At 66.1% G+C, this 25,882-nt stretch carries 27 protein-coding genes; 10 read left to right on the forward strand and 17 right to left on the reverse strand.

The window, feature by feature from the left end; all coding sequences use genetic code 11:
* Positions 1-204: 204 nt before the first annotated feature.
* Positions 205-501, reverse strand: coding sequence for a hypothetical protein (locus WN73_RS32105; RefSeq protein WP_027545228.1), 297 nt, complete (start codon positions 499-501; stop codon positions 205-207).
* Positions 494-790: a hypothetical protein gene (locus WN73_RS32110; protein WP_028175826.1), complete on the reverse strand. Its 297-nt coding sequence runs from the start codon at positions 788-790 to the stop codon at positions 494-496. Before WN73_RS32110 ends, WN73_RS32105 begins: the two co-directional genes overlap by 8 nt.
* Positions 791-1,160: 370 nt before the next feature.
* On the opposite strand from WN73_RS32110, the gene WN73_RS32115 reads away from it, so the two are divergent.
* From WN73_RS32115 to WN73_RS32125, 3 genes are all read left to right on the forward strand, one after another.
* Positions 1,161-1,508, forward strand: a complete 348-nt coding sequence (locus WN73_RS32115) for a hypothetical protein (protein WP_178372631.1) — start codon at positions 1,161-1,163, stop codon at positions 1,506-1,508.
* A gap of 296 nt (positions 1,509-1,804) precedes the next feature.
* Positions 1,805-3,142, forward strand: coding sequence for a T6SS phospholipase effector Tle1-like catalytic domain-containing protein (locus WN73_RS32120; protein ID WP_271556240.1), 1,338 nt, complete (start codon positions 1,805-1,807; stop codon positions 3,140-3,142).
* Positions 3,143-3,327: 185 nt separating this feature from the next.
* A complete protein-coding gene (locus WN73_RS32125) occupies positions 3,328-3,573 on the forward strand; it encodes a PilZ domain-containing protein (protein ID WP_028175824.1) in 246 nt (81 codons plus the stop codon).
* Positions 3,574-3,774: 201 nt separating this feature from the next.
* Here the strand turns inward: WN73_RS32125 and WN73_RS32130 are convergent, their stop codons facing one another.
* From WN73_RS32130 to cobS, 7 genes are all read right to left on the reverse strand, one after another.
* Positions 3,775-4,182: a hypothetical protein gene (locus WN73_RS32130; RefSeq protein ID WP_271556241.1), complete on the reverse strand. Its 408-nt coding sequence runs from the start codon at positions 4,180-4,182 to the stop codon at positions 3,775-3,777.
* Positions 4,183-4,351: 169 nt separating this feature from the next.
* On the reverse strand, positions 4,352-5,464 hold the full coding sequence (locus WN73_RS32135) for an NADH:flavin oxidoreductase/NADH oxidase (protein WP_271556242.1): 1,113 nt from the start codon (positions 5,462-5,464) through the stop codon (positions 4,352-4,354).
* 150 nt (positions 5,465-5,614) lie between these two features.
* Positions 5,615-6,316, reverse strand: coding sequence for a hypothetical protein (locus WN73_RS32140; protein WP_271556243.1), 702 nt, complete (start codon positions 6,314-6,316; stop codon positions 5,615-5,617).
* 43 nt (positions 6,317-6,359) lie between these two features.
* Positions 6,360-7,430, reverse strand: a complete 1,071-nt coding sequence (locus tag WN73_RS32145) for an esterase-like activity of phytase family protein (protein ID WP_271556244.1) — start codon at positions 7,428-7,430, stop codon at positions 6,360-6,362.
* On the reverse strand, positions 7,427-9,334 hold the full coding sequence (gene cobT / locus WN73_RS32150; RefSeq protein WP_011083010.1) for a cobaltochelatase subunit CobT: 1,908 nt from the start codon (positions 9,332-9,334) through the stop codon (positions 7,427-7,429). Before cobT ends, WN73_RS32145 begins: the two co-directional genes overlap by 4 nt.
* A complete protein-coding gene (locus WN73_RS32155) occupies positions 9,331-9,741 on the reverse strand; it encodes a GNAT family N-acetyltransferase (RefSeq protein ID WP_011083011.1) in 411 nt (136 codons plus the stop codon). Before WN73_RS32155 ends, cobT begins: the two co-directional genes overlap by 4 nt.
* A gap of 3 nt (positions 9,742-9,744) precedes the next feature.
* A complete protein-coding gene (cobS, locus tag WN73_RS32160; protein ID WP_370139181.1) occupies positions 9,745-10,728 on the reverse strand; it encodes a cobaltochelatase subunit CobS in 984 nt (327 codons plus the stop codon).
* 311 nt (positions 10,729-11,039) lie between these two features.
* Here cobS and WN73_RS32165 point away from each other — a divergent pair, with 311 nt between their 5' ends.
* Complete coding sequence (locus WN73_RS32165; protein ID WP_161532594.1) at positions 11,040-11,699, forward strand: DedA family protein; 660 nt, start codon at positions 11,040-11,042, stop codon at positions 11,697-11,699.
* A gap of 152 nt (positions 11,700-11,851) precedes the next feature.
* Here WN73_RS32165 and WN73_RS32170 read toward each other — a convergent pair whose 3' ends face one another.
* Positions 11,852-13,069 carry a citrate synthase family protein gene (locus WN73_RS32170; RefSeq protein WP_011083014.1) on the reverse strand — a complete coding sequence of 406 codons (1,218 nt, stop codon included), beginning with the start codon at positions 13,067-13,069 and terminating at the stop codon, positions 11,852-11,854.
* A gap of 78 nt (positions 13,070-13,147) precedes the next feature.
* Between WN73_RS32170 and WN73_RS32175 the strand changes: the two genes are divergently transcribed.
* Positions 13,148-14,242: a citrate synthase/methylcitrate synthase gene (locus tag WN73_RS32175; protein ID WP_028175818.1), complete on the forward strand. Its 1,095-nt coding sequence runs from the start codon at positions 13,148-13,150 to the stop codon at positions 14,240-14,242.
* A 246-nt stretch (positions 14,243-14,488) separates the two neighbouring features.
* On the opposite strand, the gene WN73_RS32180 is transcribed toward WN73_RS32175, so the two are convergent.
* Positions 14,489-15,121, reverse strand: a complete 633-nt coding sequence (locus tag WN73_RS32180; protein ID WP_011083016.1) for a J domain-containing protein — start codon at positions 15,119-15,121, stop codon at positions 14,489-14,491.
* Positions 15,122-15,228: 107 nt separating this feature from the next.
* Here WN73_RS32180 and WN73_RS32185 point away from each other — a divergent pair, with 107 nt between their 5' ends.
* Positions 15,229-15,498, forward strand: coding sequence for a BolA family protein (locus WN73_RS32185; RefSeq protein WP_028175817.1), 270 nt, complete (start codon positions 15,229-15,231; stop codon positions 15,496-15,498).
* 91 nt (positions 15,499-15,589) lie between these two features.
* On the opposite strand, the gene WN73_RS32190 is transcribed toward WN73_RS32185, so the two are convergent.
* The 3 genes from WN73_RS32190 to WN73_RS32200 form a co-directional block, all read right to left on the reverse strand.
* Positions 15,590-16,894 carry an HlyC/CorC family transporter gene (locus WN73_RS32190; RefSeq protein ID WP_011083018.1) on the reverse strand — a complete coding sequence of 435 codons (1,305 nt, stop codon included), beginning with the start codon at positions 16,892-16,894 and terminating at the stop codon, positions 15,590-15,592.
* Between the two features lie 91 nt (positions 16,895-16,985).
* The gene (gene aroB / locus WN73_RS32195; protein WP_028175816.1) at positions 16,986-18,134 is read right to left on the reverse strand and encodes a 3-dehydroquinate synthase; all 1,149 of its coding nucleotides are present in this window, start codon (positions 18,132-18,134) and stop codon (positions 16,986-16,988) included.
* On the reverse strand, positions 18,131-18,754 hold the full coding sequence (locus tag WN73_RS32200; protein ID WP_028175815.1) for a shikimate kinase: 624 nt from the start codon (positions 18,752-18,754) through the stop codon (positions 18,131-18,133). The genes aroB and WN73_RS32200 overlap by 4 nt, the downstream gene beginning before the upstream one ends.
* Positions 18,755-18,925: 171 nt before the next feature.
* Between WN73_RS32200 and WN73_RS32205 the strand changes: the two genes are divergently transcribed.
* The 4 genes from WN73_RS32205 (at position 18,926) to WN73_RS32220 (ending at position 23,183) form a co-directional block, all read left to right on the forward strand.
* Positions 18,926-19,072 (forward strand): hypothetical protein, encoded by a 147-nt coding sequence (locus tag WN73_RS32205; RefSeq protein WP_011083021.1) that lies wholly within the window; start codon positions 18,926-18,928, stop codon positions 19,070-19,072.
* A gap of 17 nt (positions 19,073-19,089) precedes the next feature.
* Positions 19,090-20,046, forward strand: coding sequence for a site-specific tyrosine recombinase XerD (xerD, locus tag WN73_RS32210; protein ID WP_028175814.1), 957 nt, complete (start codon positions 19,090-19,092; stop codon positions 20,044-20,046).
* A gap of 181 nt (positions 20,047-20,227) precedes the next feature.
* The gene (locus WN73_RS32215; protein ID WP_028175813.1) at positions 20,228-21,190 is read left to right on the forward strand and encodes an acetyl-CoA carboxylase carboxyltransferase subunit alpha; all 963 of its coding nucleotides are present in this window, start codon (positions 20,228-20,230) and stop codon (positions 21,188-21,190) included.
* A 421-nt stretch (positions 21,191-21,611) separates the two neighbouring features.
* Entirely contained in the window at positions 21,612-23,183 is a 1,572-nt protein-coding gene (locus WN73_RS32220; protein ID WP_162185884.1) for a L,D-transpeptidase family protein, read from the forward strand.
* Between the two features lie 202 nt (positions 23,184-23,385).
* Here the strand turns inward: WN73_RS32220 and WN73_RS32225 are convergent, their stop codons facing one another.
* From WN73_RS32225 to WN73_RS32235, 3 genes are read right to left on the reverse strand one after another with little or no spacing between them, the layout of a single operon-like run.
* Entirely contained in the window at positions 23,386-24,081 is a 696-nt protein-coding gene (locus WN73_RS32225) for a branched-chain amino acid ABC transporter ATP-binding protein (protein WP_028175811.1), read from the reverse strand.
* Positions 24,074-24,808 carry an ABC transporter ATP-binding protein gene (locus WN73_RS32230; RefSeq protein WP_028175810.1) on the reverse strand — a complete coding sequence of 245 codons (735 nt, stop codon included), beginning with the start codon at positions 24,806-24,808 and terminating at the stop codon, positions 24,074-24,076. The genes WN73_RS32225 and WN73_RS32230 overlap by 8 nt, the downstream gene beginning before the upstream one ends.
* Positions 24,795-25,880, reverse strand: a complete 1,086-nt coding sequence (locus WN73_RS32235; protein WP_028175809.1) for a branched-chain amino acid ABC transporter permease — start codon at positions 25,878-25,880, stop codon at positions 24,795-24,797. Before WN73_RS32235 ends, WN73_RS32230 begins: the two co-directional genes overlap by 14 nt.
* Positions 25,881-25,882: the final 2 nt, after the last annotated feature.

The following is a 25,882-nucleotide window of genomic DNA, read 5'->3' on the forward strand; positions in this document are numbered from 1 at the left end:
GTCCCGGCCTGGTGCGCAATTGCGCACGGGAGCCAGGACCCATTATCCCGGTCAGCGTTGTGGAGGCTCGCTGTGGCCGCGTTCGTTCACAATAACTCGGTTCGGTGGTTATGGGTCCTGGCTTTCGCCAGGACGACGGCTGTGTTCCACGGGCGCACTGCCGCTGCCGCGCTCCGGCCGGCCTTCAATTGCCGCCACTGAGCCTCAGCTGTCGCCACTGAGCCTGGCGAAATCGTCGAACAGCGCCGTCACCAGCGCGCGGTGGCGGGTGTCCTCGGTGGAGAGGCTGGCGGCATAGAGGTTGAGCAGATAGCGCGCCTTCACCGCGGCCTCGGGCCACGAGGTGGCGGGCACGGTCATCAGGCGGTTCTCGAGATCGGCCTCGCGCTCGCGCAGCTCCCGGACATTGTTCTCGACCTCGGCCAGCGCGCGGCGCAGGTCGGTCGCCTTCTGGGCGGCCATGCCGCGATGCCTGTCGAGATCCACCGGGACGTCAGTCATGGGCGACCCTCTGGGCGACGCTCGCCGGCGCGGCCTGCGCATCCGCGGCTTGCGCGTCCGCGAGGTCAACCGAGCCGATCGACAACATTTCCGTCATGCCGGCGCCCCCGCCTTCGGCCGGCACCGTGATCATGGTGGCGACACGCCGCCAGCACGGGAACGACAGGCCCTCGATCATCTCTTCGTCGGTGACGACGTCATAGCTGCCCGCGGGCAGCAACCGGTCGATGCCGTTGATGCGGAACGGATGCCTGAAGGTGACGGTTTCTCGTCGCGAACGGATGGTCATGGACGCCTGCCTTCCTGCGAGCGAAGCCCCAACCGACGCCGGCTGTGACAAGCATGCGCTCCCTGGGCGGATATAGCCAGCACTATCGTCGCCGCGCGCGGCCGGGGCCGCGGGCTGCGGGCTGCGTTTTAGTCCTCGCTATTGGCATGGGGCAGGCGTAGGCTCGCTTCTATCACCGCACTTCCTGCAACGGCATCGACCGGTGACTGAGGGTCACGTGCGCTCCCGCCGTAGGACCAGTTATCAGAGCTGATCTTCATGCTCTGGCAGGAGCGTGCGATGTCGCGGTTTCGCGTCCCGGAATGGATCGTTCCACAGGTCGACGTCGCGCTGTTCCTTCTGCTCCTGGTCTGCGCGGCGGCCATCCTCAATGGCTAGGACAATGCGCGTGCCCTATCTCGTCAGCGGCACCAACGAATATGGCTGTTCCAATCTCGGCCGCGGCAGCGCCACCGTCGCGCTGCGGCTGGCGCGGAAGCTGCTGCGCGAGGGCTACATGGACGTGCGCGTCTGCACGCCGCGCGGACGCGTGCTGCAATCCGACGAACTGGACGAACTCAAACCCCCACAGGAGACCGACGCCATGGCCAAGGGACAGCAACGCGGCAACCGCGAAACCAAGAAGCCGAAGAAGGACAAGACCAAGGTGATCGCCGCGGCCCCGAGCCGCAAGGACGCGGCGTGGCAGCCGGATTTCGGACCGGCGAAGAAGAAGTAGGGCTTCTTTCGCCTCTCCCCGCTTGCGGGGAGAGGCCGGGATTTGCGCAGCAAATACCGGGTGAGGGGGACTCTTCGCGAGTCCAGCTCTCACCTCCCTTGCGGAGACTCCCCCTTACCCCAACGCTCTCAGCGCGAGCGCAGCTCGTCGCGCCCCCGCATCCGCCTTCGCCAAGGCTTCGGCGGACATGAGCGGGGCGAGGGAGCGCACCTTCGCTGCGGCAACCACCACCGTCTCCTCGCCGTCGCGCTTTTTGCTATACTCGCCCCGGTAGCATTGCCGGGAGGGGCCGACCTGTGGAGCACGAGCGCAGAACCGAACCGAAGACCGAGCCGAAGCACCTCGTCATCTGCTGTGACGGCACCGGCAACGAGATCAGCGAGAACATCTCCAACGTCCTCAAGCTCTATCGCTGCCTGCGCAAGACCGACAAGACGCAGCCGCGGCAGATGGTGTTCTACGATCCCGGCGTCGGCACGGTGACGGAGCCGACGACGTGGCACCGCCTCAAGGCCAACGTCAATCTGGTGCTGGGGCTCGCCACCGGCTACGGGCTCGATGACAACGTGCTGTCGGCCTATTGCTTCCTGGTCGAGCACTATTCGCCCGGCGACAAGATCTACCTGTTCGGCTTCTCGCGCGGCGCCTATACCGTGCGCGTGCTGGCGGGGCTGATCCACAAGGTGGGGCTGATCTCGCCGGAGCAGGCAAACCTCGCAGGCTCGGGCCTCGTCGCCTACAAGCAATATTCCGGCTCGGGGCGCGGCAACGACATCGCGGACCTCAAGGACGTCGGCTCCGACGACGACGGGCCGCTGCCGCAGGACAAGTTCGACCTCGCCGCGCAGTTCGCGCGCATCACCTCCTCGCGCTGGCCGACCATCCATTTCATCGGAGTGTGGGACACCGTGGCGAGCGTGATCGTGCCGCGTCCCGACCGGCTGTACTGGCCGAGCTTCGAGGAGCTCGCCTTCACGCTGCGCAATCCGAGCGTGAAGATCTTTCGGCAGGCGATCGCGATCGACGAGCGGCGCAGCATGTTCCGCCTCAAGCAATGGCGGGAGCCGCAGGAATATTGGAGCAACCGCTTCGTGCCCGACGACAAGAAGGAGCCGCAGGACATCATGCAGGTGTGGTTCGCCGGCGTGCACAGCGACGTCGGCGGCGGCTATCCGGAGGCCCAGAGCGGCGAGTCGAAATATCCGCTGATCTGGATGATCGACGAGGCGGGAAAGGCCGGGCTCAACTTCAACCCGCGCACCGTGAACCAGCTCGCCTGGGGCGTCCATCGCAAGAACTCCCCGTTCCAGTACGTGCCGCCCGCCTACACCGGCAAGACCGGCGAATTGCACAATTCGATGACGGCGGCCTGGCGGCTGCTGGAATATTTGCCGAAGAGCGCGAAGTACAAGGAGTGGCCGGAGCGAAAGGTGTTTCTCGGCTTCTACATCCCCGATTGCGAGCCGCGCCTGATTCCCGAAGGCGCGCATGTGCACGAGAGCGTCGTGAAGCGGATGGCGGTGGAGCCGGACTACCGGCCGGTGAATCTGCCGAAGACGTATCAAACGGTGCCGATGCCGGTGCCGCCGCATGTGGGGGCCGCGGCGGAGACGGATGAGATGGTGACGGGGTGAGATGGCGCTGGCGCCGACGGCGGAGCTTGAGGCAACGCCGTCGCACCCCGCTACCGCCGCTTTCGCCATTCGCCGCTACTTTTCATTAAAATTCTCCCGCCCACCTTAGTCGGATCGCATCAACTCCCGTCGATCATTGGGAAGAGACCACCCGCGCTATCCGCGGAATTGGAGGAGATGTGCCAATGCATCCGCGAAAGTTCGCCCGTGTAAAACCCGCAGGGCTGGTGTCCCGCCAGGCCAAGATCATCACCGACCCGCGCGCGCCGGTGATCCCCTGCACGCTGATCGACTATTCGCCCGGCGGGGCCTGCGTCGATCTCGGCGGCCAGGTGAGCATCCCCGACAGGTTCGAGCTGCTGCACGTCAACACCAAGAAGCGCTGCCGCATCGCCTGGAAGCGCGGCTCGCGAGTCGGCGTGGTGTTTTGAGGGCGCGAGCCGCCTCTTTGGCTCTCTTCCGTAGCCCCTCGCTCGATCGTCGTCCTGGCGAAAGCCAGGACCCATACCGCGGAATCTATCGGTTGTGGATGGTAGGCGTACCGGACAACGAGTCTCCGCCAAACTTCTCCCTGGGGTAATGGGTCCTGGCTTTCGCCAGGACGACACCGGAATTTGGGGCGACGGCTTTGCCTACTTCCGCATCCTGGCCTTCGCGCCGGCGACGATCTGCATGGCGACGCCGCCGATCCAGCCGAACAGGGAGAGCCAGGTCCAGGCCAGGTGCGGATCGAGCCGCAGCACGATGACGGCGACGGAGGCGAGCGCGGTGAGCGTGGCGCAGAGCGTGCCGGCGGAGCTCAAGAATTCCGCGGCGTCGATGGCGCTGTGCGCCTCGTCGAAGGGCAGCTGCGGCGTGTCGATGCCGAGATAGAAGCCGACCGCACCCAGCGCCATCATCAGCACCAGGAAACCCTGCGTGGTGAGCACGGGGATTGCCGACCCCACATAGGCACCGACGAACAGTCCGCACGCCGCGCCTGCCATCGCAAGGCCCACGCGCTCGAAGATGTGAGCAGCTTTGCGGACAGGATAACGCATGGCGGGCCTCCGTGAGGCGTTGAACGTGCGAAGGTTAGGCCAGTTTTGCGGGAGGTGGAAGCCGAGGGATGTTACGGATGCGTGAGGAGGCAGCTGCGATCGCGCAACTTAAACCTATCGAGTTACTCCCTGTGGTTATGCCGCGGTCCTCGCGCCTCGCACGCGTCCCCTACCTTGCCCCGAACGTCGTCTTGCCGAACAGCGCCTTCTGCGTCGACGGCTGCGAGCGCCAGTATTGCGGCGGAGCTTCGACCTCGCCGCCGAGCTCGGCAGCGGCGTGCCAGCCCCAGCGCGGGTCGTAGAGCATGCCGCGGCCGAGCGCGACCATGTCGGCCTTGCCGGAGGCGACGATCTCCTCGGCGTGCTTGGCATCGGAGATCATGCCGACGGCGATGGTGGGCAGTCCCGTCTCGCGGCGGATGGCGTCTGCGAAGTGCACCTGATAGCCGGGGCCGAGCGGAATCTTCTGCAGCGGCGAGACGCCGCCGGAGGAGGCATCGATCCAGTCGATGCCGCGCGCCTTCAGCGCGCTGGCGAATTCGATGGTCTGCGCCAGATCCCAGCCGCCCTCGACCCAGTCGGTCGACGACACCCGCATGCCGATCGGCTTGTCGTGCGGGAACACGGCGCGCACCGCGTCGTATACCTCGAGCGGGAAGCGCATGCGGTTTTGCAGGCTGCCGCCATATTCGTCGGTACGCCGGTTCGAGATCGGCGACAGGAACTGATGCAGGAGATAGCCGTGCGCGCCGTGCAGCTCGATGGCGTCGATGCCGATCCGCTCCGCGCGTTTCGCAGCCTCGACGAAGGCCTCGCGGATGCGCGTCAGGCCCGCGGCATCGAGCGCGAGCGGCGCGGCCTCGCCCTCCTTGTGCGGCAGCGCGCTTGGGGCCACCGTCTGCCAGCCGCCTTCACTGACCGGGATCAGCTGGCCGCCGTCCCAGGGCCGCGCGCTGGAGGCCTTGCGGCCGGCATGGGCGAGCTGCATCGCGACCGCGGTCGTGGAATGCTTGCGCACGGAGGCGAGGATCTGCTTCAGCGCGGCTTCGGCGGCGTCGCTGTAGAGCCCGAGGCAGCCCGGCGTGATGCGGCCGATCGCTTCCACATGGGTCGCCTCGATGCAGAACATCGACGCGCCCGAGAGCGAAAGATTGTTGATGTGGGTGAAGTGCCAGTCGGTCGGAACGCCCTCGTCGGCCGAATACTGGCACATCGGCGACACCACGACGCGGTTCTTCAAGGTCAGGCCGCGCAGCTTGATCGGGGAAAACAGGGCGCTCATGCAGGGAGTTCCGGGGGATGGAGGGCAATCATGGAAGTGTAGTGAGCGGATGCCGGATTGCTAGCCGCGCGGCGGACATGCCCGCCCGTGGCGGCATGCATTGCGCGCGTCATATGATCACGGGATCGCGACATCAACTCAGCCGCCGCCCTACTCCAGCTCCTCGAACTGGCCCGCCCTAGGCTTGCCCATGCGGATGCGGCCGTCGGGCAGCAGCTCGCCGTCGGCCTCGGCGGAAAACTGGATCGTGGTGCGGCCATCCTTCATCGCCGTCGCCTTGCCGAGCGGGCCGAGCTTGTCCGCGAGCGCGGTGTCGTCGAGGACGAACACGCGGTAGTCGGTGAGATGGAAACGGCGCGGTGCCTGCCATGTCAGCGCGGGTACCGACGTGCGCATATCGCCGTCGGTCTTGCGATCGATGCTGCGGCCGGTCGCGTCGCGGAACAGGTCCGGCGCATCGACGAGGCGCGCGCGGCGGCCGTCGACGGCGTAGAGGTTCAGCGTGACGATGTGGCGCTCGCTGCGGAAGGTGACGGCGACGTAGCGCGAGTCGGCCGACCAGGCGGCGTGGAACGCATCCGGCGCGGTGTCGAGGATGTTGTCGTCGTTGACGTTGTCGAGCGTCATCAGCCGGCGATGACCCGGCTCCGCCATCAGATAGGCGTGAAATTTATCATGCGCGCCGTCGCCCTCACCATGGACGGCGATGGCGAGCCGCTTGTTCGGCGCCCACCCGCCCGAGATGATGCCGTACTCGCCCTTCGCATAGGTGTGCTCGGCCGTGGCGCGCGCCTGCGGCAGGCCGGCAAGCACGACGAAGAGCAGGGCTGCGATGGCGCGGCGGAGTTGCATGATGTTTTGTCGCGGCCAAAAGCCACCGCGTTCAACGATGACTTCACTCAACCAGCGTGAACTGGAGCAGCAGCGTACGCTGGAGCATTGAAAAATTGTCGTCCGAGACCAGCGTCAGCACGGTGTCGCCCTCGGGCGTGACGTGGGCGTCGATGCCTTCCATGTTGTCGATCTCCTGGCCGAGATCGGCCTTGAACAGCGCAGGGCCGTCGACCACCGCGCCCGGCGCGATCGATTTCAGGGGAATCGAGCGGATGCGGATGTCGACGCCGGTGAACCAGGAGAATTTGCGTTCGAGAATGAGCAGCTCGCCCGACGGCAAGAGCACCGCGTCGCTGATGTCGAACTTCTCGGTGCGGCGGACGCTGAACTGCCCGGGCGTGGGGCCGCCGATCAGGAACGCGACCAGATTGCCGTCGGCGTCCAGCCCGCGCTCGGAGAAGGCGATCAGGGTGCCGGCGAGCGGCTGGCCCTTCGGGACGAAGACCAGCCCCTCGAGCCCCTTGTTGTGCGGCAGCTTGCGCAACGCGGGCGGCACCTGGATCACCTCGCCGCGGGCGCGCGTGCCGCCTTTCGAAAAATCGTAGCGCAGGATCTGGTTGACGCGCTCGAGCCCGACATAGACGACGTTGCCGTCGCGCGTCAGCGACTCCGAATCCCACCAGAGGCGCTTTTCCGTGATCGGCCGTCCCTCCGCATTGAGCAGCGGCGCGGCCTCGACGTCGTCGAGCCCGGCCATCCTGCTGCCGGAATAGCGGATGGACCCGGTGAACCAGCCGCCCTGGTCGGAGACCGCAAGGAAACGTTCGCCTTTCGCATCCAGCCGGATGCCGGACAGGCCGCCGAAGCCGCGATAGGGCGAGGTCAGCACCAGGCCGCTGCGATACTCCAGCGAACCGAAGCGCGTACGCGAGCGGTCGCGCGGCTCGAAATTCGGGATCGGCCGCGCATTGACCTCGATGCTGACGGGCTCGGCGACGGCGCGCTCGACCTGGAGCGGGCGCGGCGGCGGCTCGGTCGTGACTTGCGCCTGCGCCAGACGGGACAGTGCGAAAGTGGAAAATCCCGCCGCCGCGTGGCCAAGGAAGCTGCGGCGGGATCGAAGCGTGCTCACGAATGCAGTTTGCGGCGCGGACGGCTTGCCGAGGGCTGCGGTGCGGTCGCCGTCTCGCTGAACAGCTCGGCAAGCTTCTCGGTGATGGCGCCGCCGAGCTCCTCGGCGTCCACGATCGTCACTGCGCGGCGATAGTAGCGCGTGACGTCATGGCCGATGCCGATCGCGATCAGCTCGACCGGCGAGCGGGTCTCGATCTCCTCGATGATGTGGCGCAGGTGCCGCTCGAGATAGTTGCCGGCGTTGACCGACAGCGTGGAATCGTCGACCGGCGCGCCGTCCGAGATCATCATCAGGATCTTGCGCTGCTCGGGCCGGCCGAGCAGGCGCTTGTGCGCCCAGTCTAGCGCCTCGCCGTCGATGTTCTCTTTCAGCAGACCCTCGCGCATCATCAGGCCGAGGTTCTTCCGCGCACGGCGCCAGGGCGCGTCGGCGGACTTGTAGATGATGTGGCGGAGATCGTTGAGACGGCCGGGATTGGCCGGCTTGCCGGCGGCAAGCCACGCTTCACGCGACTGCCCGCCCTTCCAGGCGCGCGTGGTGAAGCCGAGAATCTCGACCTTGACGCCGCAACGCTCCAGCGTGCGGGCGAGGATGTCGGCGCAGGTCGCCGCCACCGTGATCGGGCGGCCGCGCATCGAGCCGGAATTGTCGAGCAGCAGCGTCACCACGGTGTCGCGGAACGTCGCCTCCTTCTCGTGCATGAAGGACAGCGGGTGATAGGGATCGGTCACCACGCGCGACAGCCGCGCGGGGTCGAGGATGCCCTCTTCGAGATCGAACTCCCAGGCGCGATTCTGCTGCGCCATCAGCTTGCGCTGCAGCCGGTTGGCGAGGCGGGCGACGATGCCTTGCAGATGCGCCAGCTGCTTGTCGAGATAGGCGCGCAGGCGCTCCAGCTCGTCATGGTCGCAGAGGTCTTCGGCGGCGATGACTTCGTCGAATTTCGGCGCGAAGGCGTGATATTCCGGCCCGCGCGGCTCGTTCTTCCCGTGCGCGTTCGGACGCGTCGCCTCGCCCGGCGTCTCGTCGTCGCCGAGCTCGCCGTCGTCGAACGTGTCTGACGTCGAGGCCTGCGCGCTTTCCATCGCGCTCTCGCTCATCTCCTCGCTCGACGCCTGCGCCTGGTCGGCGCTCATCTCCTGGGCGGCATCGGAATCGGGCGAGCCCTCGGCGCCGGACTGGTCGTTGTCGCCGTCGCGGTTTTCGTCGTCGTCGTCATTCTCTTCGCTGTCGGCGTTGCGCTCGTCGCCGAGCTCGAGCGCCGACAAGAGGTCATGCACGGCGTCGCCGAACCTGGTCTGGTCCTCGACCACGCCGTCGAGCCGGTCGAGGCGCTTGCCGATCTTGTCTTCGAGAATCGGCCGCCAGAGATCGACCATCTTCTTCGCAGCCGTCGGCGGCGCCATGCCGGTGAGGCGCTCGCGCACCAGCATCGCCAGCGCATCGGCCAGCGGCGCGTCGGCGCGATCGGTGATCTCGTCGAACTTGCCGCGATGGAAATGGTCGTCGAGCATCGCGGTGAGGTTTTTCGCAACGCCCGCCATGCGGCGCGCGCCGATCGCCTCCACCCTCGCCTGCTCGACCGCTTCGAACACACCGCGTGCCTGCGGATTGCCCGGCATCAGCTTGCGATGCAGCTTCGGATCGTGACAGGCGAGCTTCAGCGCGATGGAATCCGCGTGGCCGCGCACGATGGCGGCATCGCGCTTGGTCATCTTGCGCGCCGGCTCGGGCAGCCGCGCCTTGCCGGGCGCAAGGCCCGGCCGCTCGGCGGCAAAGGAGACCTCGAGCTCGGGCGATTTCGCGATCGCCTTCAGGCAGGAGGCGACCGAGCGCTTGAACGGCTCGGTCGGCGCTTCCTTGCTGTTACGGAATTTGGAATTGGATGATGATGTGCTCATAGCGACTTCGTAAACGAATGGCGCGTCACGCCGCCGGGATAGCCCTTGAGAGTGCCGAATTCCTCGTACCCGCAGGAACGATAGAAGCCCGGCGCCTGGAAACTCATCGTGTCGACATAGGCTTGGATCGCGCCATGCCGTCTCGCCTCATCCTCGATCGCCGCGATCAGCTTCGTCCCAAAACCCTTGCCGCGCTGCTTCTGGTCGATCCAGAAGTACTGGATGAACAGAACCGTGGCCCAGAGATGCCCGACGATGCCGCCGACGATCTTGCGGCGGTCCTTCAGTGAGACCGCGATGCTCCTGACCTTCTGCTTCCCAAAGTGCTCGTCGTTATAGGCGCCGAGCCCGGCGAGCACAGCCTTCTTGGTCGTCCCAATGGTGCGCTCGACGGTGATGGTGGCCATGGGTCAGCTGAGCGCCACGTTGACTGCCGATTCCGGCAGCTCCGCATTGAAGCAGCGCTGGTAGAACTCGGCGACCAGGGGACGCTCGAGCTCGTCGCACTTGTTGAGGAAGGTGACGCGGAAGGCGAAACCGATATCGCCGAAGATGTCGGCGTTTTCCGCCCAGGTGATCACCGTGCGCGGGCTCATCACCGTCGACAGATCGCCATTGGCGAACGCGTTGCGGGTGAGATCGGCGAGGCGCACCATCTTGTTGACGATGTCGCGACCTTCCTGGGTGCGATAGTGCTTGGCCTTCGCCAGCACGATCTCTACTTCCTCGTCGTGGCTGAGATAGTTCAGCGTGGTGACGATCGACCAGCGGTCCATCTGGCCCTGGTTGATCTGCTGGGTGCCGTGATAGAGGCCCGAGGTGTCGCCAAGGCCGACCGTGTTGGCGGTCGCAAACAGCCGGAAGGACGGATGCGGCTTGATCACCTTGTTCTGATCCAGGAGCGTCAGGCGGCCGGAGACTTCCAGCACGCGCTGGATCACGAACATCACGTCCGGACGGCCGGCGTCGTATTCGTCGAACACCAGCGCGACGTTGTGCTGGAGCGCCCAGGGCAGGATGCCGTCGCGGAATTCGGTGACCTGCTTGCCGTCGCGGACCACGATCGAGTCCTTGCCGACGAGGTCGATACGGCTGATGTGGCTGTCGAGGTTGACGCGCACGCAGGGCCAGTTCAGGCGGGCGGCGACCTGCTCGATATGGGTGGATTTGCCGGTACCGTGATAGCCGGTCACCATCACGCGGCGATTGCGGGCGAAGCCGGCGAGAATGGCGAGCGTGGTGGCGCGGTCGAAGCGGTAGTCGGAATCAACTTCAGGCACATGAGGATCGACTTCGGAATAGGCCGGCACTTCGAGATCGCTGTCGATCCCGAACACCTGGCGCACCGACACCTTCATGTCGGGCAAACCGGAAACTTCCTCAACTTTGGACATGGCGGCGGTCGTCATCAATCCTCCGAGGCCCCGGGCGATCCCGAGACCAGTTATTGCACGGTGGCTGCGGCTGGGTGCGTTTGCGAACCTATCAGAGACAACGTGCGGGCAGAAGCCCGCCCTCCAATCAAAGTTCCGTTGTCTTTTCATTTAGATAGGCAAGGAACGCGATTTTTGGAAGGCTGCCCTGCGAATCACGCTCGAATTTCGGGCGGGCCAGCTGGCCTGCCCACGCGAGTGGCACTTTTACCGCCTCTCCTTACTTATGTAGGGTCTGGACCGGCGTAACCCCTCCCACCACGAAAGACGACGTGACGTCATTCCTCGATCCCTTCATCGCTTTCGTCTCGGCCCACGCGTGGCTGGCTTATCTGACCCTGTTCCTGGCAGCGCTTCTGGAAGCCGTTCCGGTGGTGGGATCGGTGGTCCCGGGCTCGACCATCATCCTGGCGCTCAGCGCCCTGATCCCGGGCGGCGAGCTGAAACTCGGCTGGGTGCTGCTGGCGGCCGCGCTCGGGGCCGTGCTGGGTGACGGCTCGGCCTACTGGATCGGGCACCGGCAGCAGCGCGAGATCCTCAACACCTGGCCGCTGACCAATTATCCGCGCGTGGTCGAGGAGAGCGAAAGCTTCTTCCACCGCTTCGGCACCTGGGCCGTGTTCTTTGCCCGCTTCGTGCCGCCGATCCGCGCATTTGTCCCGGTCACGGCCGGCGCGCTCGGGATGCCCCCTGCCCGCTTCTACGCGATCAACATCCCGGCGATCCTGGTCTGGGCCCCCGCGCATGTGCTGCCGGGCGTGCTGGCGGTGTCGGCCCTGCACGAATATGCCGGGCTGCCGCACCATGAGCATGTCGGCAAGCATATCTGGATGCTCGCCGTGATCGGCGGTGCGATCGTGCTGAGCGTGACGGTTTGGATCTATCGTCGGCGGAACGGTGGTGGTGTCGCGGCGGCCAAGCCGCGGGTCTGATTAGCTTTGGCTGCCACGGCGGACGGAGGTGCGCTCCCTCCCCCGCTTGCGGGGGAGGGTTGGGGGGAGGGTGCATTCACAATCGAGAACTCCCAAGAGGAGGGAGCCCTCACCCGCGCCTCCGGCGCGACCTCTCCCGCAAGCGGGAGAGGTTAGGACCCGCCCGTCCGCCGCCCCGGCGCGGGTCCAACGTACCGCGCGCGCGGGCGGATCAGCTTGCCGAACTGCAATTGCTCGCTGGCGTGCGCAATCCAGCCGACGCTGCGGGCCATCGCAAACAGCGCGAGCTCGCTGCCTGCAGGCAGGCGCAGGGCATGCACGAGGACGGCGAGCGCATAGTCGATGTTGACGAATTCGCCGGTCGCCTCGGCGATCCGTTCCGGCACTTCGCGCGTGAATTTGCGCGGCGCGCCGGCGCGCGACAGCGCATTCAGCAGCGATTGCGCGCGGGGATCGCCGCGCTTGTAGACGCCGTGACCGAAGCCGGCGAAGCGCTCGCCGAGCGCGACGCGTTCGCGCACCACGGGAGCGACATCGCGGTCGACCAGCGTTTTCACCAGCTGCGAAGCCAGCACGCCGGCGCCGCCGTGCTTGGGTCCCTTCAGCGCGGCGAGGCCGGCGATGACGGCATCGTAGAGATTGAGGCCGGTCGAGGCCGCGCAGCGCGCGGTGAAGGTCGAGGCGTTCAGTTCATGATCGGCGAGCAGAACGAGCGCGCGGCGGATCAGATCGGGTGCATGCTTGTTGTCCGCCGCCCAGACGCGCGCGACCTGCTGGTGCAGCGGCTCGGCCGAGGCTTCCGCATTGAGCATGGTCGCAACCAGCAGGCGGACGATGCGCGCGCCGACCATGGCGCGGCCATCGGGAGCGCGGGTGAAGGCGCGGGGATCGGCGCTCGCGGCGAGCGCCAGCACGGCGATGGCGCGGTCGATCGGCGCCGCGCGGCGCGCGGCGCCTGCGATCGTGCGCATCTCCTCGGAGATCTCGGGCTGATTGTCAGGCGCAAACGGATCGACGCCGGAGACGTCCCAGAGCAGCGTTGCCGTGTGCTCCAGCGTGTCGTTCTCGGCGAGGTCGACGCAATTGACGCCCCGATAGATCGCGCCCTCCTCGGTGATGGTCGAGATCTCCGTGTCCATGACCGGCAAGTCGGCATCGAAGCTGCGCAGCCCGCGCGGCTCCGGCGACGGCACCCGGCGCTCCTTCAGGGCGCGGACGTCCTCGGCGCGGTAGCGGTTCTTGCGCGAATCCGGCGTCGGCTCGGAGCGGATCAGGCCGCGGCTGACATAGGCGTAGAGCGTGGCCGGCGAGATCGCGAGTTCGGCGGCCGCCTCCCGGGCGGAGAGGTAGAGCTCATCAGAATTTTTCATATTGATTTATGTAATCAAGATTGATCAATCTGTCGAGAGGCCCGACTTTTGACCTGCGTAGAACAGGAGATTTGGGCCATGAACATCCACCTCACCAAAAGTCAGATCGGGCTGGACGGCGTTCCCGCGGCCGAGACCGTGCTGAGCCATGTCGACGGCGAGCGCGGCGAGCTGATCATCGCCGGCGAGCATGTCGGCCGGCTGGCCGCCAAATCGAGCTTTGAGGGCGTCACCGCCCGGCTCTGGAACGGCGCCAGCAAGACCTCGCTGAGCGAGGCCAATGTGCGGGCGAGCCTGGGCGCCGCACGCGAGCGCGCCTTCGCGCGGCTCGCCGAGCTACTGCCGGCGACGCACGGCATGGGAATCGTCGACGGGTTTCGCGCGGCCGTCGCGGGCCTTCGCGCCGAGCACGGGCTGGAGCATGAGGCGACCATCGTCGGCGCCTTTCCGGTGATATCAGGCGCGCTGGTCCGGCGCGCCAAGGGGCTCGATCCGGTCGCGCCCGATCCAAGCGCGAGCCACGCCGCCGACACGCTGCGCATGCTGCATGGGCGCGCGCCGGCAACGCGCGAGGTTACGGCGCTGGATGCCTATCTCGTCACCGTCTGCGACCACGGCATGAACGCCTCGACCTTCACCACGCGCGTGGTGGCCTCGACCCAGGCCGATCTGTTCGCAGCCGTCACCGCCGGCTATTGCGCACTGACCGGTCCCTTGCATGGCGGCGCGCCGGAGCCGGTGCTGGAAATGCTCGATGCGATCGGCTCGCGCGAGCGGATCCAGCCCTGGGTGGATGCCGCGCTCGCACGCGGCGAGCGGATGATGGGTTTTGGGCATCGCGTCTATCGCGTGCGCGATCCGCGCGCCGACGTGCTGAAGACCGCGATCGAGGCCCTCGCCTCCAACGGCGCCGACCTGCCGTTTGCCGGCGAGGTCGAGGCCTATATCCGCAGCGCGCTGCGCAAGAAGAACCCGGACCGGCCGCTGGAGACGAATGTGGAGTTCTTCACCGCGATCCTGCTCGATGCGCTCGCGATTCCAAGGCAGGCGTTCACGCCGATCTTCGCGGTGGCGCGCGCCGCCGGCTGGACCGCGCATGCGCGCGAGCAGCAGCGCACCGGGCGGCTGATCAGGCCGAGCTCGTCTTATGTGGGGGCGGTGCCGAAGGCCTAGGGCCAGTAGCTTTGAACGGAATGATGACGACGGAGTGGTTCACTCCGTCGTCGTCCCGGCGAAGGCCGGGACCCATACCGCGTGATTTATCGATAGTGGGAGGTGGGAGTACCGCGGGAAGACGTCTTCACTGCGAGTCTTCGCCAAACCACTCCCTGGGGTTATGGGTCCCGGCCTTCGCCGGGACGACATCGAGAGTTTGGCTGCGACCGTCAGACTCTCGGAGGACGACGACCGCAAGAGGCCCTACGCCTCCCGCACCACCGTCTTCAGATAATTATACGCCTTGATGATCTCGATCAGGCGGTCTTCGGTCGAGCGGTCGCCGCCGTTGGCGTCGGGGTGGTGCTGCTTCACCAGCGCCTTGTACTTGCTCTTGACGTCGGCGAGCGTGGCACTGGGGCCGAGGCCCATGACCTGGAGCGCCTTGCGCTCGGCGTTCATCACCTTGCGCGTCTCGGCCTTGGGCTGGGCGTCCGGACCCTTCCGCCAGTTGGCGCGGCCATTGATCTCGCTGAACATGCTGAACGGATCGGACGCCATGTCGATATCGGCTTCCGCACCCTTCTTGCCGCCATTGGCGCCCATCTTCCAGGTCGGGCGGTGGCCGGTCAGCGCATCCTTCTGGTAGCGCGCGACGGCGTCGGCATTCATGCCGGAGAAGAAATTGTAGTTCTGGTTGTACTCGCGCACGTGATTGAGGCAGAAGTGCCAGTACTCGCGCTGGTTCTCACGCCCCTTCGGCGCGCGGTGTGCGCCCTTGTTCTGGCATCCGGCCCATTCGCACGCGACCGCGGTGTCGCGCGGCTTCACCTCGGGCTGCTTGCCCCGCGGCTTGACGCGGATGGAGTCGAAGAACTTTGATGAATCGATCGGCATGGCTGACTTTGACTACGCAATGCAAAAACCTTCAAGTCTTGACATTGCAATTAGCTGCGAACCCGGCAAATAACGGAGTGCGACCTCTGCACCTGAATGGCACACACATGGCTATGAGCGACATTATCAGCAACAAGTTGCAGGAAGCTTTCACGCCGGAAAGCCTGCAGGTTGTCGACGAGTCACACCTGCATGAGGGCCATGCCGGCCATCGGCCCAGCGGCGAGACGCACTTTCGCGTTTATATTGTGTCTCAAGCCTTCAAAGGGAAGAGCCGGGTCGATCGCCACCGCATGATAAATGCGGCGCTGGCCGCGGAACTCTCCGGCACCGTGCACGCGCTCGCCATCCACGCGCAGGCGCCGGGGGAAAATTAGCTCGGTCATTCCGGGGCGGCTCAAAGAGCCGAACCCGGAATCTCGAGATTCCGGGTTCGATGCTTCGCATCGCCCCGGAATGACTGAGGGCTTAGAACGACGTCCCCGCCCTTCTCGGCTTGGCTTCCTCCATCTCGGCCTCGCGCGGCACCGGTGAAATACGGAGCGCGGTGATGCGGTTGCGTTCGCGGCGCAGGACGCGGAAGCGGAAGCCGTGGAACGTGAAGCTCTGGCCGCGATCGGGGATCGAGCGCGCCTCGTGAATGACGAGGCCGGCGACCGTGGTTGCCTCTCCATCGGGCAGATGCCAGTCCATGGCGCGGTTGAGATCGCGGATCGGCACCGAGCCGTCGACCACGACCGAGCCGTCCGGCTGGGCGCGCACGCCGGCGACCACGACGTCGTGCTCGTCGGAGATGTCGCCGACGATCTCTTCCAGAATGTCCTCCAGCGTCACGAGACCTTCGACTTCGCCGTACTCGTCGACGACGAGCGCGAAATGGGTCTTGCGGCGGCGGAACGCCTTGAGCTGCTCGGACACGGGACGCATCTCCGGCACGAACCAGGGCGGCAGCGCGATGGTGGAGACGTCGATGCGCGAAGTGTCGCCTTCGGAGGCGCGGATCGCGCGCAAGAGATCCTTGGCGTGGAGCACGCCGATGATGTTTTCCGGCTTCTCGCGCCAGAGCGGAATGCGGGTGTATTCGGTCGCCAGCACCTCGCGCAACAGCTCCTCGGGCGGCAGGTCGGCGTTGATCATCATCATCTCGGTGCGATGGATCATGACGTCGGAAACCTGGAGCTCGCGCAGGTCGAGCAGGCCGCCGAGCATGTCGCGGTCCTGCTTCTCGAACTTGCCCTCGTGATGCAACAGGTCGACCGCGCCGCGCAGGCGCTCGGTCGGCGACAGGATGGCCTGGTGCTCGCCGGCAAGGCCGAACAGGCGCATCAAGAGGCGCACGATGACTTCGACGATCTTGAGCAGCGGCCCCAGCACATACATGGTCAGCCGCATCGGGCGCGCGACCGCAAGCGCCATGCGGTCGGGCGCGTTGATGGCGATGGTTTTGGGCAGCACCTCGGCGAAGATCACCACCAGCGCGGTCATCACGCCGGTGGCGTAGAGCACGCCGACATCGCCGAACCAGGACGTGAAGATGGCGGTGGCGAGCGCGGAGGCGCCGATATTGGCGATGTTGTTGCCGAGCAGCAGCGCGCCGATCAGGCGCTCGCGCATGTCGAGCAATTGCGAGACGACGTCGGCGTCGTGATTACCCTGCTTGGAGAGTCGCAGCATGCTGGCGCGCGAGGCGCCGGTCAGCGCGGTCTCGCTCGCCGCGAAGAACGCCGAGACCAGCAGGCAGAGGACGACGATGGTGAATCCGAGCCAGTCCATGCACCACTCGAGTTTCTTGTCTTGACGCGTTTTCCTTGCGCGAACCGGTCCCCACTTCGCTCGAAAACGCTTTCACGAATTCAGCCGCGCATCAGGCCTTCTGCGCGAGCTTCTCTTTCAGGAAGTCGCGCACCGGGGCCGGCTCGACGTCCTTTGCGATCACGGCGCGCCCGACCGCCTCCAGCAGGATGAAGGTGAGCTTGCCGCGCTTGACCTTCTTGTCCTGCGCCATCAGGGCCATCAGCGCGTCGGCATCGGCAAGCCCTTCCTGCGAAAAGCCCGCGATGTCCTGCAAGCGGGTCGGCAGGCCGGCCTCGATGAGATGCCGCTCGACGCGCGCCGCGTCGGCCTCGCCGATCATGCCGAGCTTGGCCGAGAACTGCGCCGCTAGCGTCATGCCGATCGCGACGCCCTCGCCGTGGAACAGACGGTCGGAGAAGCCGGTCGCAGCTTCCAGCGCGTGACCAAAGGTGTGGCCGAGATTGAGCAGCGCGCGTTCGCCGGTCTCGCGCTCGTCGCGCGAGACGATTCCGGCCTTGGCACGGCAGGAGGTGGCGATCGCGTGCTCGCGCGCTGATCCGCCCTTGAAGATGTCGGAATGGTTCTTTTCCAGCCAGGTGAAGAAGGCCTCATCGCCGAGCACGCCGTATTTGGCGACCTCGGCATAGCCGGCGTGGAACTGGCGCGGCGACAGCGTGTCGAGCACGGCGGTGTCGGCGATGACCAGCACCGGCTGGTGGAAGGCGCCGAGCAGATTCTTGCCCTGCGGCGAGTTGATGCCGGTCTTGCCGCCGACGCTGGAATCGACCTGCGCCAGCAGCGAGGTCGGCACCTGCACGAAATCGACGCCGCGGCGCAGGATCGCGGCGGCAAAGCCGGCGAGATCGCCGACCACACCGCCGCCGAGCGCGATGACGAGATCGTTGCGCTCGATCTTCGCGGCGATCAGGGCTTCGCTGACCTTTTCCAGGCCGGCATAGGTCTTGGAGATCTCGCCTTCCTCGACGACGATGCGCGACGTCGGGATGCCGGCGGCCGCGAGCGATGCTTCGGCCGGCTCGAGCCAGTGCTTTGCAACGGTACGGTCGGTGACAACAGCCGTGCGCACGCCTGGGCGCAGCGCTGCGACCCGTTCGCCGAGCGAGGCCAGCACGCCGCGGCCGATGACGATGTCATAGGCGCGGTCGCCGAGCGCGACGTCGACGTTGACGGGATCGGAATGTTTCAACGGCGCAGTCATCGTACGGCACTCGCAACGTCGGCAGGTGGTTGGGCGGCCTGTTCGCCGCAGAGATGGGCGCGCAGCGTCTCGATACACTCCTCGACGATCTTGTCGTGCGGCACGTCGCGCGAGGCGATGGTGAGGTCGGCATGGCTGTAGACCGGCTCGCGCTCGGTGAGCAGGCGCGTCACGGTTCCCTCGGGGTCGGCGGTCTGGAGCAACGGGCGGTCGGCGCGGCGGCGGACGCGGCGCATGATGACGTCGTGGTCGGCCTTCAGCCAGATCGAGACCGCCTTGGCCGCGATGCGTGCGCGCGTCTCCTCGCGCATGAAGGCGCCGCCGCCGGTCGCCAGCACCACCGGGCCGCCGTCGAGCAGGCGCGCGATCACGCGGGCCTCGCCGTCGCGGAAATGGCCCTCGCCATGGCGCTCGAAAATCTCCGGTATGGTCATGCCGGCCGCCGCCTCGATCTCGGTGTCCGCATCGACGAAGGGCAGCTTGAGCCGGGCCGCCATGCGGCGGCCGATGGTGGATTTGCCCACCCCCATCATGCCGACGAGCACGATCGAGCGCGCCCCGAGCGCCGACAGGATGTCGGCCTCAGGCGATGCTTGTATCGGCAACGCGGCGTCGGACATGGGTCTCGCTCTGGATCTCGCTCGATCTGCCGCCAAAAACGGCCTGCTTTGGCCACCTATACGACCCCAAAGGGGGCCTCGCCAGAGGACTCTTGCCACGAAACGGCGAACATGTTGGATGATTTCATTGGTTAATTTGCCTGCCAAGTCCCCTACAGAGACCCCAGACCGATGCCCAGCCTGTTCCGCTTCCTGACGGTCGTCGCCGTGATCGCCGGCATCGTCTATGGCGTGATTTTCGCGCTGGCGAACTTCGTCAATCCCAAGCCGCGGGAAATGTCGGTGACGATCCCGCCGGATAAGTTTCTCAAGAAATAGGGGTTAGCCTCCAGGGCATGCGTGCAAAGCCCTCAGACGCCAAGCTCACCGGCCTGTTCCTCGACATGCTCGCGGCGGAACAGGGCGCCGGCCCCAATACGCTCGATGCCTACCGCCGCGACCTCACGGACTTCTCCGAGTTTCTGGGCCGCGTCGGCCACAGTTTTGCGGACGCCGAAACCCAAACGCTGCGCGACTATCTCGCCGATCTCGACACGCGTGGCTTCAAATCCACCAGCGTCGCGCGCCGCCTGTCGGCGATGCGGCATCTCTACCGCTTCCTGCTGAACGAGCGGATTCGCGGCGACGATCCCGCCGCGATCCTGTCCGGCCCGAAACGCGGCCGCGGCCTGCCAAAGGTGCTGTCGATCGCGGATGTCGACCGCATGCTCCGCCGCGCCAGGGAATTGAGCGAGGCGGAGGATGCCTCGCCCTCGAAGCGGCTGCGCGCCTTGCGGCTCTATTGCCTGCTCGAGGTGCTGTACGCCACGGGCCTGCGCGTCTCCGAGCTGGTGGCGCTGCCGCGCACGGCGGCCAAGCGCGACGCCCGCATGATCGTGGTGCGCGGCAAGGGCAACAAGGAGCGGCTGGTGCCGCTGAACGAGGCCTCGCGGCAGGCGATGGCGGATTATCTCGCCGCGACCGAAGCCGCGAAATCCGACAAGAAGACCAGCGTTGCCGCCTCGAAATGGCTGTTCCCCTCCTTCGGCGAGAGCGGGCATCTGACCCGGCAGCATTTCGCCCGCGACCTCAAGGAGCTCGCGGTCGCCTCCGGGCTTCAGGCCCGGCTGGTCTCCCCGCACGTGCTGCGCCACGCCTTTGCCAGCCACCTCCTGCACAACGGCGCTGACTTACGCATCGTGCAGACCCTGCTCGGCCACACCGACATCTCGACCACCCAGATCTACACCCATGTGGTCGAGGAGCGGCTGAAGAGCCTGGTGCGCGACCTGCACCCGCTGGCGGAGAAGTAGGCCTGCCGCAGCTGAAACCGCCTTGACTTCGGCCACATCTCCGCAGAAAGAGCCGTGGCCTCACGATTGAATTGGCGGGCTGCCCAGAAGCCCACAAGCCAACTCATTGAAGAGGCTACACTTCTTTCCGCAGGTCCGAAATCGCTTCGCCGCCTCGCCCCGTCCTCCCTATATTGAGTTGATGCAAGACCAGATGCGCAGCTATCTCGACTTCGAAAAGCCCGTCGCCGAGCTCGACTCCAAGGTCGACGAGCTGCGGACGCTCGCGGCCTCCGGGACCGACATCACCGACGAGATCGGGCGGATCGAGGACAAGGCGGCGCAGGCGCTGGCCGACCTCTATACGAACCTGTCGCCGTGGCAGAAGACGCTGGTCGCGCGCCATCCGCAGCGGCCGCATTTCAACGATTTCATCAAAGGCCTGATCACCGAATTCACGCCGCTCGCCGGCGACCGCAAGTTCGGCGAGGACGAGGCCCTGGTCGCCGGCTTCGGCCGCTTCCGCGGCGAGCCGATCTGCGTGATGGGCCAGGAAAAGGGCGATTCCACCGAAAGCCGCATCCGGCACAATTTCGGCATGGCGCGGCCCGAGGGCTATCGCAAATGCGTGCGGCTGATGGAGATGGCCGAGCGATTCGGCCTGCCGGTGCTGTCGCTCGCCGATTCCGCCGGAGCCTATCCCGGCATCGGCGCCGAGGAGCGCGGCCAGGCCGAGGCGATCGCGCGCTCGACCGATGCGTGCCTGTCGCTGGGCGTGCCGAACGTCGCCATCATCACCGGTGAAGGCATGTCGGGCGGCGCCATCGCGATCACCACCGCCAACCGGGTGCTGATGCTGGAGCACGCGATCTACAGCGTGATCTCGCCAGAGGCGGCCTCCTCCATCCTCTGGCGCGACGGCACCAAGGCGCAGGAAGCCGCCAACAACATGAAGATCACCGCCCAGGACATGCTCCGCTTCGGGGTGATCGACAGCATTTTGAAGGAGCCGGTCGGCGGCGCCCACCGCGACCCCGCCGCCATGATCGCCACCACGGGCGAGGCCATCGCCAGGGCGTTTGACGAGCTCCGCGGCCTCGACGGCGACGCCATCCGCAAGCAGCGTCGGCAGAAATTCCTCGATATCGGCCGGAAACTGGGCTGATTCGGGGGCCCCGACGTCGTCATTCCGGGGCGATGCGAAGCATCGAACCCGGAATCTCGAGATTCCGGGTCCGCCCTTCGGGCGCCCCGGAATGACGGTTGGAGCCCGGTAACCCCGCATTAACCCTTTTTTTGCCCAAATCGGCGATCTGAGTCCCAATTGGGCAGGAAGGCCCAAGTAAGGCCCAAAGTCGCGTCCATTTAGTCTCTGTTGACCATGCTACTGGGCCAACGGGCTCGTGATCCCCGCTCGGGTTGCGACCACATGACCCAGAGGTTAGAATTTTAATCAATGGCTTCAGGGCATAAGCGCTGGAGTGTGGTTTGAAAAAGCCCGTCACGACGGGTCCGGATCTCCGGTCGGATCATGCTCCAAAGAATTGGGGTTCGCGCTCTCTGCCCGGCACGGTGTGGGGTCCATCTTGATTTCTCGTTCGCTTGCTCGCGCGCTCTTGGCTTCGGTTGCGCTGCTGACGGCCAGTGTCCTGCTGGCCGGCTGCGACACCGACCAGGTTTCGCTCGCGACCAACGCCAAGGCCAACCAGCCGGTGCCGCCAAAGCTTCTCGCCGCGATGGTCGAGAAGGACATGGATCTGCAGTCCCCGATCCTGGTCCGCCTGTTCAAGCAGGAAGCCGAGCTCGAAGTCTGGAAGCAGACCCGCAACGGCCAGTTCGCGCTGCTCAAGACCTATCCGATCTGCCGCTGGTCGGGCGATCTGGGTCCGAAGGTGCGCGAAGGTGACCGCCAGGCGCCGGAAGGATTCTACTCGATCAATCCGGGCCAGATGAATCCGCAGTCGGCCTATTACCTCTCGTTCAACACGGGCTATCCGAACGCGTTCGACAAGGCTTTGGGCCGTACCGGCTCGCAGCTGATGGTGCATGGCGATTGTTCTTCGCGCGGCTGTTACGCCATGACGGACGAGCAGATCGCGGAGATCTATTCGCTCGGCCGCGAGTCCTTCTTCGGCGGGCAGAAGGCGTTCCAGCTGCAGGCCTATCCGTTCAAGATGACGCCGGTGAACATGGCCAAGCACCGGAACAATCCGAACATGCCGTTCTGGAAGATGATCAAGGAAGGCTATGATCATTTCGAGGTGACGCGGCAGGAGCCGAAGGTCGATTTCTGCGAGAAGAAGTACGTCTTCGACGCGGCGAAGACGCCCGATGCCAAGCGCGATCCGGTGTTCGACGCCTCGGCAAAGTGCCCGGCCTATGTGATCCCCGAGGACATCGCGAGCGCCGTGCGCGAGAAGGACGCGCGCGACCAGGCCGAGTACGCCAAGCTCGTCGCCAAGGGCACGCCGGTGGCGCGCATGAACACCGGCATCGACGGCGGCATGAACAAGATCTTCGCCGCCAAGATTCCGGAAGGCTCGACCGGCCTGTCGGAGGGCGCCGAAGGCACCACGCTGCAGATGCTGGCAATGGCGAAGGCGCCGGGCACGATCCCCGGCCACGTCAATCCGCCGAAGCCGAATTTCGACGCGGCCGCTCCCTCGCCGCAGGAAGAGCCGGTCGTCGCCGTCAGCGCGCCCGCGACCAGCACGCGCGTCGCGGCCGCCGCGCCCGCCGAGAAATCCCAAGAGAAATCGCAGGGCGGCGGCTTCTTCTCCAACCTCGGCCGCAAGATGGGCCTTGGCACCGCCGACACGACGGCGACCACGCCTCCGCCGTCACAAGCCACGGCGTCCGTGGCCCCGGCCACAACGTCCACGACGCCGCCGACGGCAGCGTCCAGGCTGAAGGCCGCAGTCACCCGGTTCGTGCCGGGCCATGACAAGTCCAAGGATGCAGCGAAGGACGCGCCGAAGCCGGCTGTGGCCGCCGCCAAGCCGGCAGAGCCGGTGAAGCCCGACACGCGCCTCGCCGCAACGCGTCCTGCGCTGAAGCCGTCGGTGTCGGATGGTGCGGGTGACAGCGGCCAGATGGCAGGCGCGGCACCGGTGGTGTCGTCGAACTCGTTCGACAGCCGGTTTGGGGCGGTGAAGTAAGCGCGCGGCCTCTCCGCGCGTTCTCTCCGGTCTATTCCAGCCTGACGCCGTCATTCCCCGCGAAGGCGGGGAATCCAGCATTCCAGAGGCACCAATTAGCGATCGAGAAGCCGCGGCGTACTGGATGCCCCGCCTTCGCGGGGAATGACGGGTGAGGTGGGACGAGAGTACCGCGCCTCACTCGCAGGTGAGCAGCGCTACCTTACGGCGCCAGATACCGCAGCAGTTCCGGATTGCCCCTCACCTCGCCCGCCTCGCCCTGCAGCGCGACCCTTCCGCGGTCAAGCACGTAGGCGTAGTCGGCGACGCGCAGCGCGAGGTCGAGGTGCTGCTCGACGATGATGACGGCGATCTCTTTCGCGAGCTCGATCAGGCGCTCGGTGATCTCCTCGATGACGCCGATCCAGACGCCTTCGGTGGGCTCGTCGAGCAGCAGCAGTTTTGGATCCCCTAACATGGCACGGCCGATGGCGAGCATCTTGCGCTCGCCGCCGGAGAGCGTGCCGGCGGGCTGGTCGAGGCGCTGGCCGAGCTTCGGGAAGATGGTCAGCACGTGATCGACTGCGTCGGCCTTGCTGCTCGCGAGCGAGCCGACCGCGAGATTGTCGCGCACCGACAGGCGCGCGAACACCGAATGCTCCTGCGGGACGTAGCCGATGCCGGCGCGCACGCGCTCCTGGGTCGCGCGGCGGCTGATGTCGCGGCCGTCGAAGGCGACCTCGCCCTTCCACGCCGGCAGCTCGCCGACGATGGTCTTCATCAGCGTGGTCTTGCCGGCGCCGTTGCGCCCGAGCACGGCGACGCCGCCGCGCCAGGGAATGCCGAGGTTGACGTCGAACAGGACCTGGCTGCGGCCATAGCCGGCGTCGAGATGCTTGATGTCCAAAAATTCAGGCACGGCGCAGATAGATCTCCTGGACGGATTTGTTGGCCTGGATCTCGGACACGGTGCCTGACGCCAGCACCTTGCCCTGGTCGAGCACGGTCAGGCGATCGCAGATGTCGCGGATGAAATCGAGATCGTGCTCGACGATGACGAGCGAGCAATGTTTCTTGATCGGCTGGAGCAATTCGCCGGTGACGCGGCGCTCCTCGAGGCTCATGCCGCCGGTCGGCTCGTCCAGCAGCAGGAGCTTTGGTTTTCCGGCAAGCGCCATCGCGATCTCCAGCCATTGCTGCTGGCCGTGCGACAGCGCCGCCGCCGCGTCGAAGGCGCGGTCGGCGAGACGAAACTGCGTCAGCATGGTCATGACCTGGTCGTGCAGCGCGCCGCGCGTGCGCGAGAACACGAGGTCGAGCAGCGAGGATTGCGCCTGGAGCGCGAGCAGGATGTTGTCGTACAGCGTCAGCGTCGGCAGCACGCTCGTGATCTGGAATTTCAGGCTCATGCCGGCGCGGGCGCGCTCGGTCGGCGTGAACGCGGTGATGTCGGTGTTGATAAAACTCACCTTGCCCTGCGTCGGCACCTCGGCGCCGGCAATGCACTTCATCAGCGTGCTCTTGCCGGAGCCGTTCGGACCGATCAGGCCGTGAAACTCGTTCTCGCCGACGGTGAGGGCTGCGCCGTCGAGCGCGGTGAGCTTGCCGAAGATCTTTTGGATGCCGGCGGCCTCAAGGAGCGGCATTGCGCTTCTCCTTTGGCGTGGCACCGAAGCTGCCGACACGCTCGCGCTCACCGAGCGCGAAGCTGATCAGGCCGAGCGGCCGGAACAGGATCACGAGCAGCAGCAGCAAGCCCAGGATGATAGGCCAGATGTCACGATAATTGTCGGACAGCCAGAAGCTGACGCCTTCGACGATGATCGCGCCGATGACCGCGCCGATCAGCGTGCCGGAGCCGCCGAACAGCACATAGAGCACCACCTGTGTCGAGACGACGACGCCGACCATGTTGGGCCAGACGAAACCTTCGTGGAAGGCATAGAGGCTGCCGGCAAGGCCGGCGACGCCGCCGCCGATGGTGAAGATGATCGCTTTCAGATGCTGCGCCTTGTAGCCGAAGAAGGCGATACGCTGCTCGTTCTCGCGCAGGCCCGCCAGCGCGAGGCCAAACTGCGAGCGCACCAGGAAGCGGCAGAGCAGGTAGACTACGACGAGGATGCCGAGCACGAGATAGTAGAAGGCGGGCCCTTCCGAGAATTCGTAACCACCGAGCGTCATCGGCGCGATCGAGGGAATACCGTTCTGGCCGCCGAGATAGTACCAGCCGCGCGCGAGGCGGTCGGCGGCGTAGGAGCCGGTGAGCGTGCCCAGCGACACGAAGATCACGCTGGAGGGATGCCGTCCCAGCAGCAGGAAGCCGCCGAGCAGCAGCGCGAAGGTGAGGCCGATGATGGTGCCCGCGGGGAGCACCAGGAAGATGTTGGTGATGTCGAGGTCGCGCGCGAGCAGCGCCACGCCATACCCGGCCGAGCCGAAGAACAGGGCCTGGCCAAAGCTCATGATGCCGGCATAGCCCCAGACCAGATCGAACGACAGGGCGAACAGCGCGAGGATGATCACGCGCGTCGCGAACACCGTGAGATAGTCCTGCAGCACCAGCGGCGCGAGCAGCGCGGCGACGAGCACCACGCCCTCCACGATCGGCAGGACTCTTCGTCCCGCCGCGACCTGTCCCGCCGCTTCGCGTTCAGCCATCGCATCGTCCGCTTCGTCGCCGGCGATGGCTTCCCTTACCACACTCATCGACTTCGGCATTC

This window comes from Bradyrhizobium sp. CCBAU 45394, from assembly GCF_028128655.1.
GTDB lineage: Bacteria > Pseudomonadota > Alphaproteobacteria > Rhizobiales > Xanthobacteraceae > Bradyrhizobium > Bradyrhizobium diazoefficiens.

Coding starts and splice junctions, on each gene's coding strand:
- WN73_RS32205 (WP_011083021.1), top strand. CDS start 18,926: ATGCCCAGCCTGTTCCGCTTCCTGACGGTCGTCGCCGTGATCGCCGGC.
- WN73_RS32185 (WP_028175817.1), top strand. CDS start 15,229: ATGGCTATGAGCGACATTATCAGCAACAAGTTGCAGGAAGCTTTCACG.
- WN73_RS32155 (WP_011083011.1), bottom strand. CDS start 9,741: ATGGCCACCATCACCGTCGAGCGCACCATTGGGACGACCAAGAAGGCT.
- WN73_RS32110 (WP_028175826.1), bottom strand. CDS start 790: ATGACCATCCGTTCGCGACGAGAAACCGTCACCTTCAGGCATCCGTTC.
- WN73_RS32175 (WP_028175818.1), top strand. CDS start 13,148: ATGAACATCCACCTCACCAAAAGTCAGATCGGGCTGGACGGCGTTCCC.
- WN73_RS32105 (WP_027545228.1), bottom strand. CDS start 501: ATGACTGACGTCCCGGTGGATCTCGACAGGCATCGCGGCATGGCCGCC.
- WN73_RS32140 (WP_271556243.1), bottom strand. CDS start 6,316: ATGCAACTCCGCCGCGCCATCGCAGCCCTGCTCTTCGTCGTGCTTGCC.
- WN73_RS32200 (WP_028175815.1), bottom strand. CDS start 18,754: ATGTCCGACGCCGCGTTGCCGATACAAGCATCGCCTGAGGCCGACATC.
- WN73_RS32135 (WP_271556242.1), bottom strand. CDS start 5,464: ATGAGCGCCCTGTTTTCCCCGATCAAGCTGCGCGGCCTGACCTTGAAG.
- WN73_RS32230 (WP_028175810.1), bottom strand. CDS start 24,808: ATGCCGCTCCTTGAGGCCGCCGGCATCCAAAAGATCTTCGGCAAGCTC.
- WN73_RS32190 (WP_011083018.1), bottom strand. CDS start 16,894: ATGGACTGGCTCGGATTCACCATCGTCGTCCTCTGCCTGCTGGTCTCG.
- cobT (WP_011083010.1), bottom strand. CDS start 9,334: ATGAGCACATCATCATCCAATTCCAAATTCCGTAACAGCAAGGAAGCG.
- WN73_RS32170 (WP_011083014.1), bottom strand. CDS start 13,069: ATGAAAAATTCTGATGAGCTCTACCTCTCCGCCCGGGAGGCGGCCGCC.
- WN73_RS32130 (WP_271556241.1), bottom strand. CDS start 4,182: ATGCGTTATCCTGTCCGCAAAGCTGCTCACATCTTCGAGCGCGTGGGC.
- WN73_RS32125 (WP_028175824.1), top strand. CDS start 3,328: ATGCATCCGCGAAAGTTCGCCCGTGTAAAACCCGCAGGGCTGGTGTCC.
- cobS (WP_370139181.1), bottom strand. CDS start 10,728: ATGTCCAAAGTTGAGGAAGTTTCCGGTTTGCCCGACATGAAGGTGTCG.
- WN73_RS32215 (WP_028175813.1), top strand. CDS start 20,228: ATGCAAGACCAGATGCGCAGCTATCTCGACTTCGAAAAGCCCGTCGCC.
- aroB (WP_028175816.1), bottom strand. CDS start 18,134: ATGACTGCGCCGTTGAAACATTCCGATCCCGTCAACGTCGACGTCGCG.
- WN73_RS32235 (WP_028175809.1), bottom strand. CDS start 25,880: ATGCCGAAGTCGATGAGTGTGGTAAGGGAAGCCATCGCCGGCGACGAA.
- xerD (WP_028175814.1), top strand. CDS start 19,090: ATGCGTGCAAAGCCCTCAGACGCCAAGCTCACCGGCCTGTTCCTCGAC.
- WN73_RS32115 (WP_178372631.1), top strand. CDS start 1,161: ATGGCTAGGACAATGCGCGTGCCCTATCTCGTCAGCGGCACCAACGAA.
- WN73_RS32180 (WP_011083016.1), bottom strand. CDS start 15,121: ATGCCGATCGATTCATCAAAGTTCTTCGACTCCATCCGCGTCAAGCCG.